Annotated in this window: 16 protein-coding genes; 7 read left to right on the top strand and 9 right to left on the bottom strand. The window is 48.8% G+C overall.

What is annotated here, in order from left to right:
- Positions 1-206 precede the first annotated feature (206 nt).
- The 3 genes from OGX89_RS13485 (at position 207) to OGX89_RS13475 (ending at position 3,776) form a co-directional block, all read left to right on the top strand.
- Positions 207-779 carry a toll/interleukin-1 receptor domain-containing protein gene (locus tag OGX89_RS13485; RefSeq protein WP_000974844.1) on the top strand — a complete coding sequence of 191 codons (573 nt, stop codon included), beginning with the start codon at positions 207-209 and terminating at the stop codon, positions 777-779.
- A gap of 387 nt (positions 780-1,166) precedes the next feature.
- On the top strand, positions 1,167-2,555 hold the full coding sequence (locus OGX89_RS13480) for a TnsD family Tn7-like transposition protein (protein ID WP_001395486.1): 1,389 nt from the start codon (positions 1,167-1,169) through the stop codon (positions 2,553-2,555).
- Between the two features lie 111 nt (positions 2,556-2,666).
- Complete coding sequence (locus OGX89_RS13475) at positions 2,667-3,776, top strand: hypothetical protein (protein WP_001025076.1); 1,110 nt, start codon at positions 2,667-2,669, stop codon at positions 3,774-3,776.
- A gap of 166 nt (positions 3,777-3,942) precedes the next feature.
- Here OGX89_RS13475 and OGX89_RS13470 read toward each other — a convergent pair whose 3' ends face one another.
- Both OGX89_RS13470 and OGX89_RS13465 read right to left on the bottom strand, forming a co-directional pair.
- The gene (locus OGX89_RS13470) at positions 3,943-5,370 is read right to left on the bottom strand and encodes a hypothetical protein (RefSeq protein WP_000986687.1); all 1,428 of its coding nucleotides are present in this window, start codon (positions 5,368-5,370) and stop codon (positions 3,943-3,945) included.
- Positions 5,367-10,319, bottom strand: a complete 4,953-nt coding sequence (locus tag OGX89_RS13465) for an AAA domain-containing protein (protein ID WP_032339738.1) — start codon at positions 10,317-10,319, stop codon at positions 5,367-5,369. The genes OGX89_RS13470 and OGX89_RS13465 overlap by 4 nt, the downstream gene beginning before the upstream one ends.
- Before the next feature lie 1,520 nt (positions 10,320-11,839).
- On the opposite strand from OGX89_RS13465, the gene OGX89_RS13460 reads away from it, so the two are divergent.
- From OGX89_RS13460 to OGX89_RS13450, 3 genes are read left to right on the top strand one after another with little or no spacing between them, the layout of a single operon-like run.
- Positions 11,840-12,907 (top strand): HlyD family secretion protein, encoded by a 1,068-nt coding sequence (locus OGX89_RS13460; RefSeq protein ID WP_003827499.1) that lies wholly within the window; start codon positions 11,840-11,842, stop codon positions 12,905-12,907.
- On the top strand, positions 12,904-15,651 hold the full coding sequence (gene rbbA / locus OGX89_RS13455) for a ribosome-associated ATPase/putative transporter RbbA (RefSeq protein WP_126956433.1): 2,748 nt from the start codon (positions 12,904-12,906) through the stop codon (positions 15,649-15,651). The genes OGX89_RS13460 and rbbA overlap by 4 nt, the downstream gene beginning before the upstream one ends.
- Positions 15,651-16,775: an ABC transporter permease gene (locus tag OGX89_RS13450; RefSeq protein ID WP_063941408.1), complete on the top strand. Its 1,125-nt coding sequence runs from the start codon at positions 15,651-15,653 to the stop codon at positions 16,773-16,775. The genes rbbA and OGX89_RS13450 overlap by 1 nt, the downstream gene beginning before the upstream one ends.
- A 104-nt stretch (positions 16,776-16,879) precedes the next feature.
- On the opposite strand, the gene nikR is transcribed toward OGX89_RS13450, so the two are convergent.
- Positions 16,880-17,281 (bottom strand): nickel-responsive transcriptional regulator NikR, encoded by a 402-nt coding sequence (gene nikR / locus OGX89_RS13445; protein WP_003827507.1) that lies wholly within the window; start codon positions 17,279-17,281, stop codon positions 16,880-16,882.
- A 91-nt stretch (positions 17,282-17,372) separates the two neighbouring features.
- Positions 17,373-18,233: a LysR family transcriptional regulator gene (locus OGX89_RS13435; RefSeq protein ID WP_003827509.1), complete on the bottom strand. Its 861-nt coding sequence runs from the start codon at positions 18,231-18,233 to the stop codon at positions 17,373-17,375.
- A gap of 99 nt (positions 18,234-18,332) precedes the next feature.
- On the opposite strand from OGX89_RS13435, the gene OGX89_RS13430 reads away from it, so the two are divergent.
- Complete coding sequence (locus OGX89_RS13430; protein ID WP_126956431.1) at positions 18,333-18,839, top strand: phenolic acid decarboxylase; 507 nt, start codon at positions 18,333-18,335, stop codon at positions 18,837-18,839.
- Here OGX89_RS13430 and acpT read toward each other — a convergent pair.
- The 5 genes from acpT to OGX89_RS13405 are packed head-to-tail and all read right to left on the bottom strand — an operon-like array spanning position 18,831 to position 23,019.
- A complete protein-coding gene (gene acpT, locus OGX89_RS13425) occupies positions 18,831-19,421 on the bottom strand; it encodes a 4'-phosphopantetheinyl transferase AcpT (RefSeq protein WP_003827514.1) in 591 nt (196 codons plus the stop codon). The genes OGX89_RS13430 and acpT overlap by 9 nt on opposite strands.
- A gap of 1 nt (position 19,422) precedes the next feature.
- Positions 19,423-20,652 carry a beta-ketoacyl-ACP synthase gene (locus tag OGX89_RS13420; RefSeq protein WP_003827516.1) on the bottom strand — a complete coding sequence of 410 codons (1,230 nt, stop codon included), beginning with the start codon at positions 20,650-20,652 and terminating at the stop codon, positions 19,423-19,425.
- Positions 20,649-21,380 (bottom strand): 3-ketoacyl-ACP reductase FabG2, encoded by a 732-nt coding sequence (locus OGX89_RS13415; RefSeq protein WP_008786386.1) that lies wholly within the window; start codon positions 21,378-21,380, stop codon positions 20,649-20,651. Before OGX89_RS13415 ends, OGX89_RS13420 begins: the two co-directional genes overlap by 4 nt.
- Positions 21,377-21,853, bottom strand: a complete 477-nt coding sequence (locus OGX89_RS13410) for a hotdog family protein (RefSeq protein WP_003827520.1) — start codon at positions 21,851-21,853, stop codon at positions 21,377-21,379. The genes OGX89_RS13415 and OGX89_RS13410 overlap by 4 nt, the downstream gene beginning before the upstream one ends.
- Positions 21,850-23,019 carry a beta-ketoacyl-[acyl-carrier-protein] synthase family protein gene (locus tag OGX89_RS13405; RefSeq protein WP_232397742.1) on the bottom strand — a complete coding sequence of 390 codons (1,170 nt, stop codon included), beginning with the start codon at positions 23,017-23,019 and terminating at the stop codon, positions 21,850-21,852. Before OGX89_RS13405 ends, OGX89_RS13410 begins: the two co-directional genes overlap by 4 nt.

Raw genomic sequence — 23,019 nt, 5'->3', positions numbered from 1 at the left:
TCATCATATAGATGTTAATGCGATATACCTCGGAAGGAGCTGCCAATAACGATGGATACGCTTGGGTTACAAAGCATTTTCCATATGTGCCTGAATAATCAATTCGTATCCATAAATCAAAATCATAGAGAGGTATAATCACCAAATACTAGCTTCATGTCGTTACCCTTTAGGTAGATGGATGCAAAATTTAGACGAGAAGAATAATGGCTATAATTCGTAAATCTGAGATACTTCGTCGCTACAATGCCACACAGACAACATTATTAGAGGAGGCCAGTGAAAGGCGCTGGGCAGCAAATAGCCTGCAAAAAGCATTTGAATCTTTCTCCGTTTCTGAGCATTACGATATTTTTCTTTCTCATGCTTATTCTGATGCGCGAATAGTTATGCAAATTAGAAGCATGCTAATCGAAAAAGGTTATTCCGTATATGTTGACTGGATAGAAGATGAGCATTTAGATAGAGGAAAAGTAAGCGAATTTACTGCAACCGTACTGCGTAATAGAATGAATAATTGCTCATCTCTAATCTATTTAACTTCTAATTCAGCAGAAAAATCGGTTTGGATGCCATGGGAGTTAGGATATATGGATGCGCGAACTGGAAGAGTATCAGTTGCGCCTATTATGGAAAATGATGATGAAGAGTTTGATGGGAGAGAATACCTAGGCCTGTACCCTTATTTAGATCTAACTCTAGAAAGCTTTTATATACATAGCGGCGCCGGGTCATGGGTTACGTTTGGAGATTGGATGCAAGGGAAAAAACCGAAGTAAAACATGATATGCCTAACAAGCCGTTGCACAAAAAAACAACGGCGCTCACCAACTAGCGCTTTCCAGCCCACTGCCTTTGGGTACCTGGCTCTATAACCAGGTAAGGCGGATGAAGAATAAATTTCAGCTCTTTGAGCGCAAGTGCTTCATTGATGCGGGCTCCAAACTTCCGGAGCGTGGCGTACATCAGCTTCTGGGAAACGCCCGCTTGTAAGCATCCCGGCAAAACGGCCCATTCACTTTTAGAGATATTCCGATATACTGATTATGTTCCCGGAGGAGACGCTCGGAAGTGTCTAGATTATCCGTGGCGATTCATTTTATCTTAAAAGTAAAATCCGTGATCTTACCTTGTAAGGCATATTTCTAACTATGGTGGAGGTAGGTATGAGGCTTCCTTCTACATTGCCAGACGAAACTTTATATAGTCGTTTAGTTCGTAGTTTAACTTTTATTGGTTTACCTCGTAGTATGTTCCTTACTACTATGTTTGGTAACGATAGGGCAAGTATTCATCCTTGGCTGACTTCGAATCTTTCAATATTGGCTGAAAATAGTGGTGAAGATGCGCAAATACTTTTTAGAGAACAGACACTCTTTCCCTTATTCAGTTTTTTTTTACCGCATTACTGTAAGCGAATCTATTGTGATGCATTAGCATTACATTCGGCAAGTAGAGCATGTCAGCTTACTAATTTCAGAGAATATGAAAGAATTACATTAAAATATTGCCCTATGTGTGCGAGAGAAAATATGGAAATGTATGGTGTAACATATTGGCACTTAGGTCACCAGATACCCGGTATCGAAGCCTGTTATTTACACAAGATATGGTTATATCATATTCCAATGCCACCTCGCCCGCATATTCAAGTGGAATTATTACCATCACTTGAATCGCATGATAGGCATTGTAACTTTCAAGCATATGCTTTCGCAAATTATTCAGTGTCAAAGCTTAAAGCGATAACAAAAGGAGAGGCGGAATTCACAGATTATTTCAGGGGATTTAAAAATATAGGTTATATAACAGATGCTGGACGTGTACGTAGGAAATCAATTGCAACTGCGCTGTATCGATTAGCAAGTCAAATAACAGAGATGAATAATGGGCTTCTACCTAAATCAGATGATGATTATAGTTATTTCTCGAATTTATTGAAGGGGAAGTCTGACCAACATCCTTTTAAACACCTCTTGATTGGTTTTTTTCTAGAACATGTTGATTTGTTTTGCAAGGGAAAAATAGCAGAACTAGAATATAAGAAACCAGATTCATCAGCTTCTAGTGATAAATGTAAGAAATTGCTTTCTCAAGGATTATCGATGGCTGAGGCCAGTCGACGTACGGGAAAAAGTAGATGTTTTATAAAGGCATTAGCTATAAGGTCAAATATTTCGTTGAATCTTCGACCAAGGAAAATAACTGTTTCGGTAAAGGAAAACATTTTGCTATTGGCACAAAAAGGATTTCATCGAAAAGAAATAGCTAGACGTTGGGGAGTTTCTGTTGGTAGTGTAGAAACTCTTATTTCCAGTGTTCCTGGTCTAGTCAATTATCGGAAAGCTGCTAGAATTGAATCAAAATGCCGGCGTCATAAAATAAGAATAATTAGATGGTTAAGTGAGCATCCTCAAGCAATACGGCAGCAATGTAGAAAAGAGTGTGGCGCTGCCTTTTTTTGGCTTTACCGACATAAACCTACTTGGATAGAAAATATATTACCTGTAGCAACATCACCAGTTCAACATAGGAAAGTGAAACATAAACTTTAGACGTTGATTTTATTTGATGTGTAAATAATACTACCCATTCAACGAATATATCTGATATAAACACATAAAAATAATAATGAGATTAGGTATAAATACTGTGAGAAAAAATCTGTGAATATTCCATTAGATGAATCATTGCAAAGCTTCCTTCTTAGACAACAGTTGGTTTTTGCAGATGTCTTTGACCCTAAAGGGGTAGTATCAGGTGATGGTCAATGGTTTAGTAAACCCTATGCACATCATGAAGTTTCATATGTCTTCCATAGATTTGATGATCTTTTTTTACTTGAAACCTCAGATATCGGGAAAAAAATAGGTAGGATGGGACATGGTCTATTTGATACACCATCAGCTTATTGTCATAATCTCCCATCCATATTTCTCTCTGGAGAGCGATCTATAACATATAAATCAGATAAAAAAATAAGAATAAAATTCTGTCAAAAATGTATTACGCAAGCAATTATTGATTTTGGGTTTGGTTATTTTAAGCATGACTGGATTCAGGCCCGACGGTGTCATGAACACAATACACCACTTTATCGTCTTCAGCTGACTTCGTATAATAATGCTCTTATTAATATTAAGCAGGTTATGAATGGAGAACTTCCTAGGAATGCAGTTGAGATCGTCGATTCATATCAAAGAAATAATCCTACATTCGCAGAGCACTCTATATCAAGACCTGAGTTTATATTTCCAATTAGAGCAATGAAGTGTGTCGGTGAGGTTATTGGGGTTATCATTTTAAATAATATAAGAAAATTACCAAGTTTTGATGGCTTATTCGATATCAAGGCATGGTTGCTGTTAGGCGAAGATTTGCTTCTCTGGGGAAAAGATAATTTACGGTTTATGAAGGCTACTCTGGCTGTTGAAAATGCCATAGTGTTGCTGAGTAAATGTGATGATTTTAATTATGAGCTTCAACAGGCTGTGGAGTATGTTAAAGTAATTATCTCTCCTAGAAAACAATTTTCTGAAATTATAATGGTTCCTAAATTTAGATATTGTGCGTCTTGCTTGGAATGTCGAACTTGTGCTGCCGTTGGGGAGGATACAGAAAATATTAGAGACAAAGTCGATCTTCATTTTCTATTTCAACACTCCACATCATTCAAGCGATATGTTTTTGATAATAATATAATTTTACTAACCGGCAACCATGTTTGGTCACCATTTAGGGTGAAAAGAGATATATTAAATGAAAAGTCAGCATAGTAATGCTAAATAATATTTAGCCCATAATAATTTGGTTTGTCCAAGCCTATTCTAAATTTTTATACTTTTAGCTGAAATGAAAGAGGAGTTGGGAGAACACAATCGTGTTCAATAATAAATGAAAGGGCAGTAAATAGCCCTTTCATTGTCAATCAAATAACAGTTTCTAAACCATTGAAGAGATCAATCCACAGTCATGCGGTTTATCAAAACCAGAACTACTATGCACATATTCAGTAATTAGCGATCCAATAATTTTAACTGACTCTTTGTTAGTTGTTATAAATCCCAATGGCATCGTCACTGGCAAAGTTTCTGGTTGAGAAATATGATAGATAACAACAGATAATTCATCCTCGAGATGAAGGATCTCTACATTACCATCTAACAATCCTTCAACAAGCCCTTTAGTGTGCTCGTGGAACGGACCTAGTTCATGCTTCCATTGCCTAGCTGCCCTGGAATCAACATCATCTGAGACGGGTACATATAGCACAGGTTTATATAACCGCTTATCTTTCGTGCTCGACTTGTGGATAAAATCACTCAGGCTAGAGATAAAGCGTTCGCTCTTTGACCAGTATGGATCTGATGGTGCTATCCATATGAAATGACTACCGCCATGATCAGCTTTATCTTTGATTCGCTGACTGAGCACTGGAGCCAAAGCTCTCAGCAGCCTTTCCCAATTATTTTTAGCGTATATTGGGCCTAAGAAAGTTGTTCTACCTGAGGCAGAGTATTCTTCCAAGGCCTGCATATCCTTAATAAAGGCCGGATTAAGCTGATTAGTTTTTGAGTCAAATAGCTTAAGTGTATTTTCATCGTTGAGTGATACCATGGATTTAACAATACTCATTGTATTGTTAGGTCGTAATAACCTTGATATTTCAATAGCCATTAACTCATGAACACATTCAGAGCTATTTAAGTGCTCATAGTCTTCACGCTCGACAGCTTTACCATCGTTATCCATTTTAAACTCAGTTGTTAAACGTAACGGCATTTGCCGGAGTTTATTAACAGAATTAACTGTATAAATAGAAGGCTGTTCTTTTCCGCCCTGAACTTGTAAGTGAGAAAGATAGCCTTTATCTAGAATCTGATTAAACTGATACTGGAAGTGTTTCTCAACCAATTTCTCACTTTGAGAAACATTGTTGTCATCAACCTTTAATAATATCCCCCCCCTCCAGTGGTCTTGGATATTTTGGTTGCTGAAGCAACTAAAAGTGGCTAAATCAAATGATAATGTACCACCACTATCTTGGACAGTTGAAAGGTGTGGCATCTCTCCAACCTCAGAAAAATATCCATTTGATTTGTCAGTTAAGGTCAGTCTACCTTCCGCGGAGAGCGTAAGTTCGCCGCGCTGTACAAGATCTGAGATTGCCTCCTCCGTCTCACAGTGGCTCAAGCCGAAATAAGTTGATATTTGTGCTTTGCTCATTGAGGCTACATGAACAAGCCTCAGAACAAATTCCCGGATAAATGGTAGTCCTTTCTGGGAAATATATGAGAACTGAATGTTAAATTTCTGTGCAGGCAGTAAGAAGTCAACTTCGTGATAGGTTACTTTGTTATCAGACATCATTTCTTTTTCCCTCCCTGTTGAGCGGAGAGGAACACATATCCAGCGTCCTGACCTCGTTCAGTCATATAGCGAACAACGGAGCCTAATGGCAGCTCTTTATTATTTCCCTTCCATATATCGGCATTACCAACTATCAATAAGCGATCCATTGCTCGTGACATTGCTACATTGACACGGTTTGGTGCGCGTAAGAAACCTGGGCTATGTTGCTTATCCGAACGCGTCAGAGATAAAATGATAATTCGATTTTCCTTGCCCTGATAGCTGTCAACCGTATCAATTTTAACAATATCCTTGAAGCCATCGCTCCAGATTTCCTGATTGAATTTCTGACGTAGCAACCGCTTTTGTTCGGCATACATACAAATTACTCCGATTGCTGCTTCATCTTTATTAACGAGCTTTGAAAGCTGAGCGACGAATTCTTCATTCTCTGACACCTGTTTAAGTACAGAAATAATCTCGTCAGCTTCACTTCGGTTGTAAATACTTGTTCCACGGTCTCCAAGGTGGTGGGCCCGATGACCCAAGGAGGCAGTATCCAGCCAAGTCACTACGTTACGTAAAGCTTCTGGTGCATGCTGATAGACATCAGGAATTGCTCGCTCTCCATTTCGAAGCTTCCCTTCGTAGAAGGTCTTTGATACAAGTTCACCAATTGGAGGAGCCATACGATATTGGGTCAGCAGAGCTGCACTAGCTTGTGCACCATAAGTAGAGTTGAAGGCGCGAGCAAAGTCACTTCGTAATACCTCATCAATTTCAGTGCGAGAATTATTGATACCCAATTTCCTCGCTAATGCCGCCTTGTGAGCATCTGAGTACAATGGTGGAAGCTGCAGATGGTCTCCAACTAACAGGACGCGTCTCGCCGACTGCATCGCAATGGCCAGTTCACTCGCAATCGAGCGCGCAGCTTCATCAATAATCACCCAATCGTAGATATTCTCTTGGATACCAATATGCCCCTGTCCAATACCGACGCATGTGCCAGCCACTAGCTGCCTGGAACGTGAATAAAACTCATCAAGGTTCACTCGCTCTCCCGACATAGCATCCTGCATATCCCGGGATATTTTAGCTAATGCCTTTACTCGTCGAGCCTCATCAGGTCTGACACCATACTCCGTACATAGCCTTGAGATCAGAATGTCTTTTGCTGCAGAGACCTTTGCGTCTTTGTCCAGGTTAATCCCATACTCCTGACTCAGTCTGGAGCGGATGGAAAAGTTGAGTTCGACTGCAATATCTTTCAGTTCGTTGATCTCTTTTGGATCGGTTAAATCGTTAACCTGATAGAGCAATTTCTCAAGATGATCTATTTGCTTGAACAGCCTGAGCTCCGCAAGCACGACACCCGAAATAAACCCTGGCTCCAGACCAATGGCTTCACTCAGCGCTTCAACGCGGTACTTAATTTCAGCATTGAACAGTTCGCGTTTCTCTGTTGTGATTGCGTTCGAATAGACATCTTTCAGCCCAGGAGAAACAGCCCCTTCACGGTTACTGAACCTGACGATATCCAGCTCTGTACCAAGTCGAGAACAGTGCTTTCTGATGCGCTCGGCTGCTGTATTCACAGCCTCGTGTGACTGACTAACTAATAAAATGCGTTTGGTGTTCTGTTTCTCAATCAGGTAGTGGACAAAGGCCGCGATAAACTCAGTTTTACCTGTCCCTGGTGGTCCCTGCAACAGGGAGAGAGGTCCATTATTAACCAATATGTTAAACGCCTTTCTTTGCTGTTCATTCAGACTGATCTTGTTTCCGTGTTGGTCTTCACGGTCGTATCTGGCAAAATCGGCATCGCTGACAGTGACACCATAATTTTGAGCATCCTGTTTGCAGGATGGGTCGAACAGGTCAATTAAGTCAGGTAGCACACTCTCCCGATCGATGAGGCGTTCCAGCGCTCGTTTACGCTTCTGATAAGACGCCCGATCCTGCTTTGTGCGGAAGAAGACAATATCAGAATCTTTCAACCTATAGGCTGCTGAACGTACCCTAACCAATCGAATCTCCTTGAGCTCTGACTTCTTAAGTGACACCTCACCTATAAATCGCTCAACCCCTTCCTGATCGACCTGCAAGGCTTCAACGTCATCACTACTTCTAAATGCGCCAAGAGGATCAACGTCTGCAGAGTAAGGAATGAGTAGCTCCCCGTGAGCATCTGCAACAGGTATTACCTCCCCACTGACTTCAATGTTCGGATAGGATTCTGTTTCAGTATCCAGGATTGCACGCCACAGTTTCACCGTTGGGATTTCCAGCACTTCTTTTAAAGCAGGCTCAAGCACCCGCTTATCCAGTCTGGCAAAGGCATCTTTTAACTGAAGAGTAAGCGGGTCCTGCGACTGAATGTCTTCAGATGCGGTAATCAACTCGATTGCCCGGGCAAAAGATTCTTCTTTATTAAGCAATACTGTCAACGCCGACATATCCTGCGGGCTGCCTGGAGTAATCCTGATACCCGTACCAATTTCGAACTGGCTTTCATCAATATCTTGCTTACGAATTGATGAACGAGCCCTTGGATTAAAGCCATAAAGCAGCGTCTTCTGTTCTTTGCTGAACATTGCAGAAAAACTGCCACCAATTCCGGTGAAAGTGACTTTTACTTCAGCTGGCTCTTTACGATTTGGCTCAACTTTGACATACAGATGCCCGTTATCAGGCAGAACAGAGATTATTTCATCGGCGTTTCCTGCTGTAATCTCTATCAGATCTTGTGTTGACGCTTGGTCATAACTGTCTACCGCTTTTTTAAACCGGCCTAAATCTTTAAACCCAAAAATAGGATCTTCCAGTTCAGCCCGGATGGCATTCGCAATCGTTGGGTAAAGGTCTGATTCATCCCCCCAGGACAAACCTAACAACTCGCAGGACATCTTCATCACTGCATAGTTATCGCGTTCAAAGGAAGTGCAATTATCAATATATTCAGGGCTGTAGCTGTGGTTTTTAGGTTCGTCACCCGACGGTGAAAAGTCGGGGATATCGATGAGGAAAAGCGAGCGCCCCTCCGTCCTAAGCATCACATTGCCTGGGTGGATGTCTCCGTGAGAAACACCAAGACCGTGTAAATGCTCAACTGAAGCGACAAACTTATCAATGAGATCGATTTTTTCATCATCCGGGACCACCATTTTGTCCCAGGTATCTCCTTGTATCTGGTCAGTGACCATGTAAAGACTCGATGATTTAGATGCGATACCAAATTCACGGATTTCAGGCAGATACGTTGGTTTAACTAAAGAAAGCTGTTCGATCTGTTTTAAAAACTTCAAAACCTGGAAGTTTATTGATGAATCGTCTCCTTGCCCACCAACATTTAGCCACGCCTTCACGAGCCTTCCACCCGAGATATAGACTTCTTTATCAGATGTTTCTACCAGAAAATCATCATCTTCCCGATACTGACGAGAGTGGTTAATAGGATGCCTGTAAGGGTCAAGCTCAGTATCATCAAATGTTGGGAGCGCCTCGCCAGCAGGTTCAGCTTGTTTAAGGGCATCAAAGAAATCCGTCGCGGAAGTAAATTTTGCAGCAACAGCATCCAGTAATACATCTGAATACCAGTGCTGACTGTTTAACATACTCTCCTGTACAGTCTCCAGACTCTTTGGCGACATTCGCATACCACTTAATAAGTGCCAGGCTACAAGACCCAGGGCATGAACATCCTGCTGAAAAGGCGTAAGTTCGCCCCCATCAAGCATGTCTTTTACCTCGACAGCACCCACTGATAAAAGCTTACGATAATCTCCGACCGTTCCAACTGGTCGATGGTATGCCGAAATAAAGTTTGACAGGGCGACTTCTTTTGAAGGTGAAATCCACAGGCTGTGATCGGCGATATCTCTGTGAGCAATTTTCATCTCATGGAGATCGCTAAACTTTGCAATGAGTAGTTTGACTACATTTAAACGGTCTTGGTCAGAAAACGACTTACCATACTTCCCGATGAATTCGTTAAACCGAACATGACCTGGCGGAAGCTCATAGACTTCGCTGTACTCAGCTGTCACCTCATCTTTCTGAAAACTGGTTAGTGACCTCAGGCAGTGGTTATAAAGGTCCCGATTCTGGTGATTGATGTGCTGTAACACTTCACGCTCACGTGAAACGATCTCAGTTCTTCCTTCCGGCGTGTACGCTTTCGCCCCTGGGATATTCCGGAAATTCCATACTCTGAGTAATGCTTCGCTATTTGCCGATATCTCTGATTTTGCTAGGTATTCCCGATACACCTTTTTAGGATGCTCGAAAATCATATCTTTAGCTTCGAAGCCATTAACCCTCAGAGCTTTGGGCGCTGTCTGAGGTCCTAAGAAAAGGTTATCAAAAAGGGGAAAATCTTTGTTCAGAACTTGGGAACCTGGATGGGGTCTGAAGTAGTTGTTGAATGTGTTGCGATCAGCAAATTTAAGAAAATCTGTTAACGAGATTGTATGGTGAAGTTGTTCTTCCGGTAACTCACTGAAGTCCGCATTGCCAGTCATCACAACAAAGAAATGTACAATTGGAACATAGCCTTTGTTCGTAAAACGCTCTGCCAGACGCTTGAGTTTGTTGTCCAGCGTGAACTTTTTTCCACGGGTTACGCTTACTGGCGAGCGCCCCATGTTTTTGCCGCCCTTATACCAGGTCTCTCCGCGTGCTGTTACAGGCTGATGATTCCAGTCCTTCAATTCAACAATGATCACATTACAATGCGTAACAATGACTAAATCGAATTCACCTTCTTTTTTTGCCTCAACAAAACGAAAACCTGCATAACCTTTCCAGGGAAACATTCCGTTGCCAGTATAGCCATAGCTTTGTAGCTGCTCGCCAATTGAGCCTCCACGTACAGGTTTGTCAGGCTTAGATACGTTATCTGAAAAAGCAGCCTTTATTTTCTCGATTGCTACCACTTCTTGCTCTTGCAAGCCACCATCCCACATCTCTACTTCCAACGGAATTCCCCTTAGATTTCTATCTAATTTGTTCAGATAATTAGGCTGTTATTCTTGTAAGTAACGGATAATATGTCTGAATTTCCTATATGTTTTCCGTAATTAAGAGCTTTTTGCCATAATCAATTGACTGAAATGTCGGCTAACTCACTAGTGAGATTCAATCTATAGGTCAGAGCTTCCTATCAGAAATTTGGATGCCTTCAATACTAAGTCAAACTCGTACAGTTAATAAAATGATGGCAATGTGTTATCGATATGTCCTAAAAGCGATTTACACATCTGGTTCGTGTTCCGTCAGCCCTAACTACGTAAATGTACGCCGAGTGAGCACTCCCTTGTAGCGTGTCCTATCCCGTAAAAATTACGTCAACATACCGCCATCGCAATAACAATAACTACAACACTATGATAAAAAAAGTATTCGTTGACAATTATCAATTCTGATTCGGCCCAGAAACAAATACGGTCTCGTTGGGTAGGCTTCGTGCCTTTGTTCAGGACAACAAAATCCGGGGCTGAGAACGACTACGATGGATAGTCTAGGCGAGCCGCAAACAAGAAAGAAAGTGCGAAACAGAAGAAGGGGGCCAACACCTCTCGGAAGGGCGCTACAGCCTGGGGATAGCTAAGGTTAGTATATCATAATGAAATTTTCTAACTATTGGATCATATGTCAGAATGTTCGGTAATCATCTGATAACAAACCATTTTCTTCAGCGATGCTATTGAGTCTTTGTAAGCCAAAACTATACTCAATTCTCAGGTCGTTTGTTGCCTTGGTCCTTATTTCTTTTTCAACGGAGTCATCCTGTACTTGTACTACAGTCTGGATGCCTTCCTTCCCATGGACATGATGATGCAACCTGGAATTTGACCCAACATGGGATGTTTTTGGACATTTTTTAGTCATAGCGTACACCATACTCAGTAGGTTACCGATATAACGAGTATGCGGCACTTTTGTGTGCATCACAATTAACAGAAGTGTTGCAACTATGTGATAGAAGGTTCTATAGCATAACTACTTGTCCTTACGGGCAAACTTTATTGTTTAATTGTAGGCTTACGGGCAAACTTTATTGTCATTTCACAATCTGAATAAGCGAAGACGATACGTTGAGCGTGTATCCGCTGCATTTTAAATAAAACTCACTTGTGAAATTTGCTCGGTGAAGGAATTGCCGGGCACGATTTTTTTCCTGCAACATCCCTGCTACAACCGAATAGACATATTGAATCCAGGTGGTAGTATTCAATAGACAGCAGTAATGAGTATGCGTGTTTCATTTCCGGCCAGGAACGCTGATGATGACAACATTACTACCCGATTTCACAGCATTTTCATCATTCACTTCCTTCGCGGCGCAGGTTGCTTACATGCCTGTCTGCTCTCTGGCCATTGTTTCTCATTCCTTCTTATCCCGGATGGAATCTCCCGCTGAATAGCTGTTCAGTGGGCTTTGTGACACGCATCGTTTGATAACAGGGATTACGGCGGGTCGAATATGGATAAGTTTAAACGTCATATGATGTGGTGGGTGGCGGGCATCCTGGTCGTGGTGGCCGCGATAGCATGGTGGATGCTTCGTCCTGCGGGAATACCGGAGGGGTTTGCAGCCAGCAACGGCAGAATTGAAGCCACTGAAGTGGATATTGCCACCAAGATTGCCGGGCGAATTGACACGATCCTCGTGTCGGAAGGGCAGTTCGTCCGTCAGGGTGAGGTGCTGGCGAAAATGGATACCCGCGTGCTGCAGGAGCAGCGGCTGGAAGCGGTAGCCCAAATCAAAGAGGCCGAAAGTGCGGTGGCGGCGGCGCGGGCGCTGTTAGAGCAGCGGCAAAGTGAAATGCGCGCCGCGCAGTCGGTGGTAAAACAGCGTGAGGCGGAACTGCAGTCGGTCTCTAAACGCCACGTCCGCTCCCGTTCGCTATCTCAGCGTGGGGCTGTGTCTGAGCAACAGCTGGATGACGACAGGGCTGCGGCAGAAAGCGCACGCGCTGCACTGGAATCCGCAAAGGCGCAGGTCTCTGCGGCAAAAGCCGCCATTGAAGCCGCTCGTACCAGTATCATTCAGGCGCAAACCCGCGTAGAAGCCGCGCAGGCTACCGAACGTCGTATTGCGGCTGATATTGATGATAGCGAGCTGAAAGCCCCGCGGGATGGTCGCGTACAGTACCGCGTAGCTGAACCTGGCGAGGTGCTTTCCGCAGGCGGTCGCGTGCTGAATATGGTCGATCTCAGCGATGTCTACATGACGTTCTTCTTGCCAACCGAACAGGCTGGTTTACTGAAGATTGGCGGAGAAGCGCGGCTGGTGCTGGATGCTGCGCCGGATCTGCGTATTCCGGCGACCATCAGCTTTGTGGCTAGCGTCGCGCAGTTCACGCCGAAAACGGTCGAAACCAGCGATGAACGGCTGAAACTGATGTTTCGCGTCAAAGCGCGTATCCCGCCAGAGCTGTTGCAGCAGCATCTGGAGTACGTGAAAACCGGTCTGCCGGGCATGGCGTGGGTGCGTGTTGATGAAAGTCGCGCCTGGCCTGACGACCTGGTGGTGAGGTTGCCGCAATGACGCATCTGGCGCTGGTTCCCGTTCCTCCCGTGGCGCACCTTGACGGCGTGAGTCAGCATTACGGGAAAACGGTAGCGCTGAACAATATCACGCTGGATATCCCTGCCCGCTGTATGGTGGGGTTGATTGGCCCGGATGGCGTCGGAAAATCGAGCCTGCTGTCGCTCATCTCCGGCGCGCGGGTCATTGAACACGGCAACGTGATGGTGTTGGGTGGCGATATGCGCGACCCAAAACATCGCCGGGATGTCTGCCCGCGCATTGCCTGGATGCCGCAGGGGCTGGGGAAAAACCTGTATCACACGCTGTCGGTATATGAGAACGTCGATTTCTTTGCCCGCCTGTTTGGGCATGACAAAGCGGAGCGTGAGGCGCGGATTACCGAGCTGCTGAATAGCACCGGACTGGCACCGTTTCGCGACCGTCCTGCCGGGAAACTCTCGGGCGGGATGAAGCAAAAGCTGGGGTTGTGCTGCGCGTTAATCCACGACCCGGAACTGTTAATTCTCGATGAACCCACCACCGGGGTCGACCCGCTGTCCCGCGCCCAGTTCTGGGATCTGATTAACAGCATTCGCCAGCGGCAGACCAACATGAGCGTGCTGGTGGCGACCGCTTACATGGAAGAAGCTGAGCGCTTTGACTGGCTGGTGGCGATGAACGCCGGGGAGGTGTTAGCCACCGGGAGCGCGCAGCAGCTACGTGAGCAAACCAACAGCAACACGCTGGAGCAGGCGTTTATCGCGCTGTTACCTGAAGCCCAGCGCCAGGCGCATAAACCGGTAGTGATCCCGCCGTATCACGCTGAGCAGGAAGAGATTGCCATCGAGGCGAAAAACCTGACCATGCGCTTCGGTAAATTTGTGGCGGTGGACCACGTTAACTTCCGCATTCCGCGCGGGGAAATCTTCGGTTTTCTCGGCTCCAACGGCTGCGGTAAATCCACCACCATGAAAATGCTCACCGGACTGCTGCCCGCAAGCGAAGGCGAGGCGTGGCTGTTTGGACAAGCGGTTGATCCGAAGAATATCGATACCCGCCGCCGGGTAGGCTATATGTCGCAGGCATTTTCGCTCTACAGCGAGCTGACCGTCCGGCAAAACCTCGAACTACATGCGCGGCTGTTCCATATCCCCGAATCAGAAATCCCTGGTCGGGTGCAGGAGATGAGTGAGCGCTTTTCGCTGACCGATGTCGAAGATGCGCTGCCCGGTGCACTACCGTTGGGGATCCGTCAACGCCTGTCGCTGGCGGTGGCGGTGATCCATCGCCCGGAGATGCTCATTCTTGATGAACCGACCTCCGGGGTCGATCCGGTGGCGAGGGATATGTTCTGGCAACTGATGGTTGATCTGTCGCGTCAGGACAAAGTGACCATTTTTATCTCCACCCACTTTATGAACGAAGCGGAGCGCTGCGACCGCATGTCGCTGATGCACGCCGGAAAAGTACTGGCCAGCGGTACGCCGCAGGAGCTGGTGAAACAGCGTGGAGCTGCCAGTCTGGAAGAGGCGTTTATCTCCTGGTTGCAGGAAGCGGCAGGCCCGGCGCCGGAAGCTCAGTTAGCGCCAGCCAATGTCCCGACAGTGCATGAAAACAGTAAGCCGCCGCGGCAAGGCTTTAGCCTACGACGCTTGTTCAGCTACAGCCGCCGCGAGGCGCTGGAGCTACGACGTGACCCGGTACGCTCCACGCTGGCGCTGATGGGCACAGTGATCCTGATGCTTATCATGGGCTACGGCATCAGCATGGATGTAGAAAACCTGCGTTTTTCGGTGCTCGATCGTGACCAGACCGTCAGCAGCCAGGCGTGGACGCTGAATCTGGCGGGATCGCGCTATTTTATCGAGCAACCGCCGCTCACCAGTTATGACGAGCTGGACAAACGGATGCGTTCAGGCGAAGTTGCGGTAGCAATTGAAATTCCGCCAAATTTTGGCCGCGACATCGCGCGTGGAACGCCGGTGAAGATTGGCGTCTGGGTCGATGGCGCAATGCCAAGCCGTGCTGAAACGGTCAGGGGTTACGTGCAGGCGATGCACCAGACCTGGCTGCAGGATGTGATGGCGCGTCAGCCCAATGCCAGCGGGCAAAACGGGCTGATGACCATTGAAACTCGCTATCGTTACAACCCGGATGTGAAGAGTCTGCCGGCGATTGTTCCGGCAGTGATTCCACTGCTGTTGATGATGATCCCCTCCATGCTCAGTGCCCTCAGCGTGGTGCGTGAGAAAGAGCTGGGGTCGATTATCAACCTGTACGTTACGCCCACGACCCGCAGCGAGTTTTTACTCGGCAAACAGTTGCCGTACATCGTGCTGGGTATGCTGAACTTCCTGCTGTTGTGCGCGCTGTCGGTGTTTGTGTTCGGCGTCCCGCATAAGGGGAGCTTTGTGACCCTGACGCTGGCAGCGCTGCTGTACGTCACCATTGCCACCGGGCTGGGGCTGTTAATCTCCACGTTTATGAAAAGCCAGATCGCGGCCATTTTTGGTACGGCGATTATTACATTGATCCCGGCGACGCAGTTTTCCGGAATGATCGATCCAGTTGCCTCGCTGGAAGGGCCGGGTCGCTGGATTGGTGAAATTTATCCGACCAGCCATTTTCTGACCATCGCGCGTGGAACGTTCTCTAAAGCGTTGGATCTGACCGATCTCTGGCCGCTGTTTATTCCGCTGGCGGTAGCCATTCCGGTGGTGATTGGTCTGAGCGTATTACTGCTGAAAAAACAGGAGGGGTGATGCGCCGATTACGCAATATTTATAACCTCGGCATCAAAGAGTTGCGCAGCCTGCTGGGTGACAAAGCGATGCTGACGCTGATCGTCTTCGCCTTCACGGTTTCGGTTTATTCTTCCGCGACCGTCCTGCCGGGTTCGCTGCATCTGGCACCGATTGCTATTGCCGATATGGACCAGTCGCAGTTGTCGAATCGGATTGTGAATAGTTTTTATCGCCCGTGGTTTTTACCGCCGGAGATGATCACTGCCGATGAAATGGATGCCGGGCTGGACGCCGGGCGCTATACCTTCGCCGTAAACATTCCGCCTGACTTTCAGCGTGATGTGCTGGCCGGACGACAACCGGATATACAGGTTAACGTCGATGCCACGCGGATGAGCCAGGCGTTTACCGGCAACAGCTATATCCAGAATATCATCAGCGGCGAGGTAAACAGCTTTGTGGCGCGTTACCGCGATAACAATGAGCCGCCGGTGGCACTGGAAATGCGTATGCGCTTTAACCCTAATCTGGAACCCGCCCGTTTTGGCGCGGTGATGGCGATCATCAATAACATCACCATGCTGGCGATTGTGCTGACCGGTTCGGCGTTGATCCGCGAACGCGAGCACGGGACTATTGAGCATCTGCTGGTGATGCCGGTGACGCCGTTTGAGATTATGATGGCAAAAATCTGGTCGATGGGGCTGGTGGTGCTGGTGGTTTCCGGTCTGTCGCTGATGCTGATGGTGAAAGGCGTGCTCGGGGTGCCGATTGAGGGTTCAATTCCGTTGTTTATGCTGGGCGTGGCGCTGAGCCTGTTCGCCACCACCTCGATCGGCATTTTTATGGGCACGCTGGCGCGTTCCATGCCGCAGTTGGGACTGCTGATGATTCTGGTGCTGCTGCCGTTACAGATGCTCTCAGGTGGCTCCACACCGCGTGAAAGCATGCCGCAGGCGGTGCAGGACATTATGCTGACCATGCCAACGACCCATTTTGTCAGCCTCGCGCAGGCGATACTTTACCGCGGCGCAGGGTTTGACATTGTCTGGCCGCAGTTTCTGACGCTGCTGGCGATTGGTAGCGCGTTCTTCCTGATAGCACTGCTGCGTTTCAGAAAGACGATTGGCACGATGGCGTAATCATTATTGCCGGGGGCGCTTCGCTTGCCTGGCCTACAGATGGTAACAGACGTAGGCCGGATAAGGCGTAGCCGCCATCCGGCATCCCGCAACGAAACAGGCAATTACTCTTCTTTCGGCAGGCACTGTAAATGGCCGTGGCGCACGCCGCGCTGGGAAATCACGTCATCGGCAAAATGCTGCACATCGCCCATGTCGCCTTTTAGCACGGCGATTTCCAGGCAGTCGTCATGGTTGATGTGCACGTGCAGCGTGGCGACCGATAAATCGTGATGGTGGTGTTGGGTAGAAACAATACGGCTGGCCAGATCACGCTTCTCATGCTCATAAACATACGAGAGCACCGCGAAGCCCTGAGTGCCGTGTTCAAGGGTAGTTTCCTGCGCCAGTGCGCCACGCAGAATATCGCGGATCGCTTCGGAACGGTTGTTGTAGCCACGGCGCTGACTCAGGCCGTCGAGCGTTTCCAGTAAATCGTCATCGAGGGTAATGGTGACTCGTTGCATCTGCAGTTAACCTTTCATGTGGCGCGTTGGCGCACAGGGAGTAAGGGGAATAGCGTATTTTGTAACACACGTCCGGCATCCGGGGAAAAGGTTAATGTTCTCGCAATAAACGCAGCAGAGTACTGACCTGTTCATCCAGCGGGGCGAGCGTATCTTTAACGATCAGATGCAAAGGCGTGGCGCGGCGAGCGCCATGGCTTAACGGCAGTGGGCGTAAAAGTCCCTGGTCAAGCTGCGTCTGAATGCGTTCTTCGGGCAGCCAGCCGTAACCGACCTGATACATCACCGCATCAATCGCGGCATCAATGGTCGAGAAGGTCCAGGCATCACGCGCCGGTTGTTGTGGGTTATCGCGATCGGCAATGCGAATCAGCGGCCAGGCACGTAATGCGTCTTCATTCAGCGGCGCATCCAGCATGCAGAGTGGGTGATCGCGGTGGGCCACGGCCACGAAGTCAATATTCATCAGCCATTCGCCGCGTCCGGTGACATCCTGACGCCGGGTCAGGACCATTACGTCCGCATCGGCATGTGCTGCCAGTCGAGCATCACCATTCTCCAGGACTTCGGTCAGACGCACCTGCGTTTGCGGCCAGGCCTGCTGAAACTGTTTGAGAATGGCGAACAGGCGTTTGCGTGGGAAGATGCTATCTACCATCAAATCCAGCCGCGTTCGCGTACCGTTTTGTAACGTTGCGGCCCGGGTTTCCACCCATAAAAAGGCCTTCAGTAACGGTTTGACCTGATTGAGCAATAGCTCTCCGGCCGGGGTCAGGACAGCCCTGCGGCCTTCCGGGGTCAGCAGCGTTACGCCAAGTCGCTCCTGTAACAGTGCCAGATTGTAGCTTACCGAAGACTGGCTACGGTTGGTCTCTTCCGCCGCTTTAGCGAAGCTGCCCAGCTCCACCACTTTCTCCAATAGGGCCCACTGCTCGAGGGTTGTTTTGTGCATAACTCATCTAATAATTGAATGAATTTGATGCAAACATAGCGTTATTCATCCAATTTTTGAAGCGTTAAGATCCTCACATCAAGTAAGAGGAGAACGAATATGAGCGCGTTTGATAAACATGATTTGAGCGGATTTGTCGGCAAACATCTGGTCTATACCTACGATAATGGCTGGAATTACGAGATCTACGTGAAAAACGACGCTACGCTGGATTACCGCATTCACAGCGGTATTGTGGGAAATCGTTGGGTGAAAGATCAGCGGGCCTATATTGTGCGGGTCGGGGAGAGCGTTTATAAAATTTCGTGGACCGAACCGACCGGGACCGACGTCAGCCTGATCGTAAACCTGGGTGACAAACTCTTTCACGGCACCATCTTTTTCCCTCGCTGGGTGATCAATAATCCGGAAAAAACGGTCTGCTTCCAGAATGACCATATTCCGCTGATGATGTCGTACCGCGATGCCGGCCCGGCGTATCCCACCGAGGTGATTGATGAGTTCGCGACCATCACTTTCGTACGTGACTGCGGCGCGAACAACGATGACGTTATTGCCTGTGCGGCGAGCGAGCTGCCGAAAAACTTCCCGGAAAATTTACGCTAAGGCTTCCAGGCGCTGCACGGCGTCTGCGGTCAGGGTAAACGGCGTGGGGGTGCACACCGCCAGGCTCAGGGTATCGAGCTGGCACTGGCTGACGGAGAGTGAGGAAGTTAGCGCGGTACTGTCGACGCTGACGATTTGCCAGGCGCTACCGCCGCGCTGTTTCACGATAGCTTCTTTACGCGTCCAGATGCGCCAGAACGCCGCCAGCTGTTGCTCCGGGCGTTCGGCCTCGACTTCGGCATGTTCACCAAGACTGAATACCGTATTTGCCAGCGTTTGCCAGTTATCGCGCGGGCGCACGACTTCAATATCGCAGCCGACTTCCCCTTCGTCGCTGAGCAGCAGGGCGATATCATCACCGCTGTGGCTGAGATTGAACCACAGCGGCGTGTCAGCAGAAAAGGCCGGTTTTCCTTGCTCGCCATAGACGATGTCCGGTAATGGCGAAAGGGCATGGGAAAGCAGCACGCGACCTGCCAGCCAGCGCGCACGGCGAGCACCTTGCGGCGCTTGCTCACTTAGTGCGGCAGGCAGTGCGCCAGCGCTTAAAACAGAAACTTTCCCAAGAACGATCCGGTACATATCACGGCCAACGTTTAATGATGATAGAAGTATTTATGCCGCCAAACGCAAAGTTGTTGCTCTGCAAAAACTCGCAATCAATCTTGCGGGCTTCACCCATAATGTAATCCAGCGCGCCACAATTGGCATCTGGCTGACTCAAATTTAGCGTAGGCGCAAACCAGCCTTCACGCATCATTTGCAGACTCATCCAGGCCTCTAGTGCGCCACAAGCGCCAAGGGTATGTCCAAAATAGCTTTTAAGCGAGGATAGCGGAACATTATCACCATAAATTGCAGAGGTTGCCTGACTTTCTGCAACATCACCACGATCGGTTGCGGTTCCGTGCGCTGAAATATAGCCGATATCCCGGGCACTAATACCTGCCATATTCAGTGATTTTTCCATGCAAATCTGCATTGTTTCGCGCTGCGGCTGGGTGATATGGGCAGCATCGCAGTTAGTGGCAAAGCCAACGATTTCACCATAAATCGTTGCTCCGCGCGCTTTAGCGTGTTCCAGCTCTTCCAGCACTAGCGTACCTGCACCTTCTCCGATGACCAGACCATCGCGTTTTTCATCGAACGGGGAGGGGGTGGTTTTCGGCTCGTCGTTGCGCTGGCTGGTTGCGAATAACGTATCAAACACGGCGGCTTCGGAAGGACACAGCTCTTCTGCACCGCCGGCGACCATCACCGTTTGATAACCGTGTCGAATGGCTTCCCATGCATAACCAATTGCCTGGCTACCGGATGTGCAGGCGCTGGATGTCGGGATGACTCGCCCACGCAGACCGAAAAACAATCCGGTGTTAACGGCAGTGGTATGCGGCATCATTTGCACGTAGGTCGTGCCGGTGATGTTATTGGTGTGTTTCTCGGTCAGCATGGTCGCGAACTCGCTCACTGGACCGGTACTACCGGTTGATGAACCATAAGCGATCCCGGTTTCACCGTTAGTCAGTACCCGATCGCCAATCAGCCCGGCCTGCTCAAGCGCCAGCTCTGTTGCGCGGGTGGACATCAGCGATACGCGCCCCATGGCGCGAATTCGCTTGCGGGTATAGTGTTCCGGCAGAGTGAAGTCGTCGATCGGCGCTCCCAGCAGTGTGTGCAGTCCGTCATAAACCTGCCACTCCGGCATTTTGCGTACCGCATTTTCATATGCCAATAACCTGGCGGAGACAGCCTGCCAGTTTTCCCCAAAGGCGGTGACGCCGCCCATGCCTGTAATCACGACACGACGTGTCATAACATCCCTCCATTGATGGAAATCACCTGGCGAGTTACATAGCCCGCCACATCCGACATTAAATAACTGGCAAGCCCGGCGACTTCTTCAGCCTGACCTATTCGTTTCATGGGAATCATCGACATCGCCTCTTTCAATGCGGCTTCTTCCATCTCGATCATCCCGGTATCAATGAGTCCCGGCGCAATGCAGTTTACGGTAATTTTGCGTTTTGCCAGTTCGATAGCCAGCGCTTTGGTGGCACCAATAATTCCGGCTTTTGCCGCACTGTAATTGACCTGACCGCGGTTGCCCATCACGCCCGAAACCGAAGACAGTGTGATGATACGGCCCCCCTGGCGTGCGCTGATCATCGGCATAATGCACGGATGAATGACGTTGTAAAAGCTGTCGAGGTTGGTATGGATCACCGAATCCCAGTCGTTATCACTGAGCGCAGGGAAAGCGGCATCCCGAGTGACTCCAGCGTTGCTGACAATGCCGTACCATGCGCCGTTTGCCTCAATATCTTGCGACAGTATTTCACGGCACTGCTCGCGATTGGCAACGTCAAATGTCAACAGGCGCCCTGCGCCGCCAGCGGCGAGGATAGCATCCAGCGTTTCTTGTGCTCCTTGCACATCGCGATGATAGTGTACGCCGACCACAAAACCGTCCGCGGCCAGTTGTCTGGCGATGGCGCGACCGATACCTTTGCTGGCACCCGTAACTAAAACTGAACGGCTCATGTGGACGCTCCTTGTTGAAATAGCGTGTTAATTTCTTCTGATGTCGGCTGGAAGGTGTTGACTCGACCGGTTGCCAGCGTCTCGTTGTCTGCCTGGATAGCACATTCAAAGCTACCGAATCGTGCATCCTGCATCAGCAATTTGACATGGATGCTCAGCTTCTTCCCGGCAGGCAGAACACCTGTAGCACAGACTAACTCACGTGCGCCCAGTACCATGCCTAACGTAATACTCGCCTGACCTTGTTGCTGACGGTGCCAGCCAGACCAGACGCCAATGGTCTGCGCCATCAGTTCTAGTGCGAACCAGCCAGGCAGATTGCCATCAGGGTCGAGAAAAGGGGCCAGTACGCTGTTTGCTGATACCGTCACGTGGCAGGTGGCGGTTTCGTCCGCCACACTGACGACCTCTTCAAGAAGCAGCATCGGCGCATCATGCGGTAAATAGTCACCCGGTGGTAAAAAGTGGCTCATGAGGTTCTCCCGAGCAGGATGCTGGCATTATTGCCACCGAAGGCAAACGAATTAGACAAGATAACCGGGCGAGTCAGCGACTGCGGCTGTTCAATGATGCCGCAGGCTGGCAATGTTTCATCGCGTGGCGATTGGCTAAAATCCTGCGGTGGCAGCGGCAGTTCGCGTTGCAGAATCAGCATACTGATCGCTGCTTCGGTGATCCCCGCAGCGCCCAGCGTGTGCCCGGTCAGATGTTTGGTTGAACTGCACGGGACCGTTTCGCCAAATAGCGCGCTCACGACGTTGGACTCAATCTGATCATTTAACGGTGTGGCGGTTCCGTGCAGATTGATATAGCCCACGTGTTCCGGCGTCATTCCTGCGTCGTTAAGCGCCTGGCCGATGGCGCGAATGGCACCTTCCCCCTGTGGATGGGGAGCCGAAATATGGTACGCGTCGCTGGATTCGCCGACGCCAAGGAGCGCGATAGGCTGTGGCTCGCGGGCTAATACCATCAATGCGGCGCCTTCGCCAATGGTGATCCCACAACGGTCGCGGCCAAACGGCTGACACAGCGTTGGGGAGAGTGATTCCAGACTGTGGAATCCGTTGATTGGCATTCGGCTTAGCGTATCCGCACCGCCGACAATGGCGATATCGACCAGACCTGATTCGATCAAACGACGTCCGCTCATGATAGCCCTTGCACTGGACGAGCAGGCGGTTGAGAGCGTAAAGGCCGGGCCATCCAGCGCCAGCCAGTGGCTAAGAAAACGCGACGGATCGCCCAGTTCCTGTTGCGGATAGCGCCAGTCAGTGCTCTCTTTGCCGTTGAGCATCAAATCTACGTGAACGTCACCCTCATCCAGACCGGAGGTGCTGGTGCCGAGAACAATAGCAATACGATCGCGACCAAATCTGGCGATAGCGTCGTCCACCTGTGGCTGGATTTGCATCAGTGCTGCCAGCAATAGCTGATTGTTGCGCGAACGATGAGCGCTAAAGTGCTGAGGAATAGCGGGCAGCTCACCGTCAACGCCTGCTAACACTGCGGATGGGTGTCCTTGCAGCCAGCCCGTGCGCGGGCGCATTCCCGGCGCTACGCCACGAGTGAGGTTGGCTGCGATTTCATCAGTGTTATTGCCCAACGCATTAATCATGCCAACGGCAGAAATGTAGATCAT

It is taken from the genome of Citrobacter sp. Cpo103, from assembly GCF_030332605.1.
GTDB lineage: Bacteria > Pseudomonadota > Gammaproteobacteria > Enterobacterales > Enterobacteriaceae > Citrobacter > Citrobacter portucalensis.
This window is presented reverse-complemented; position numbering and strand designations above follow the sequence as displayed.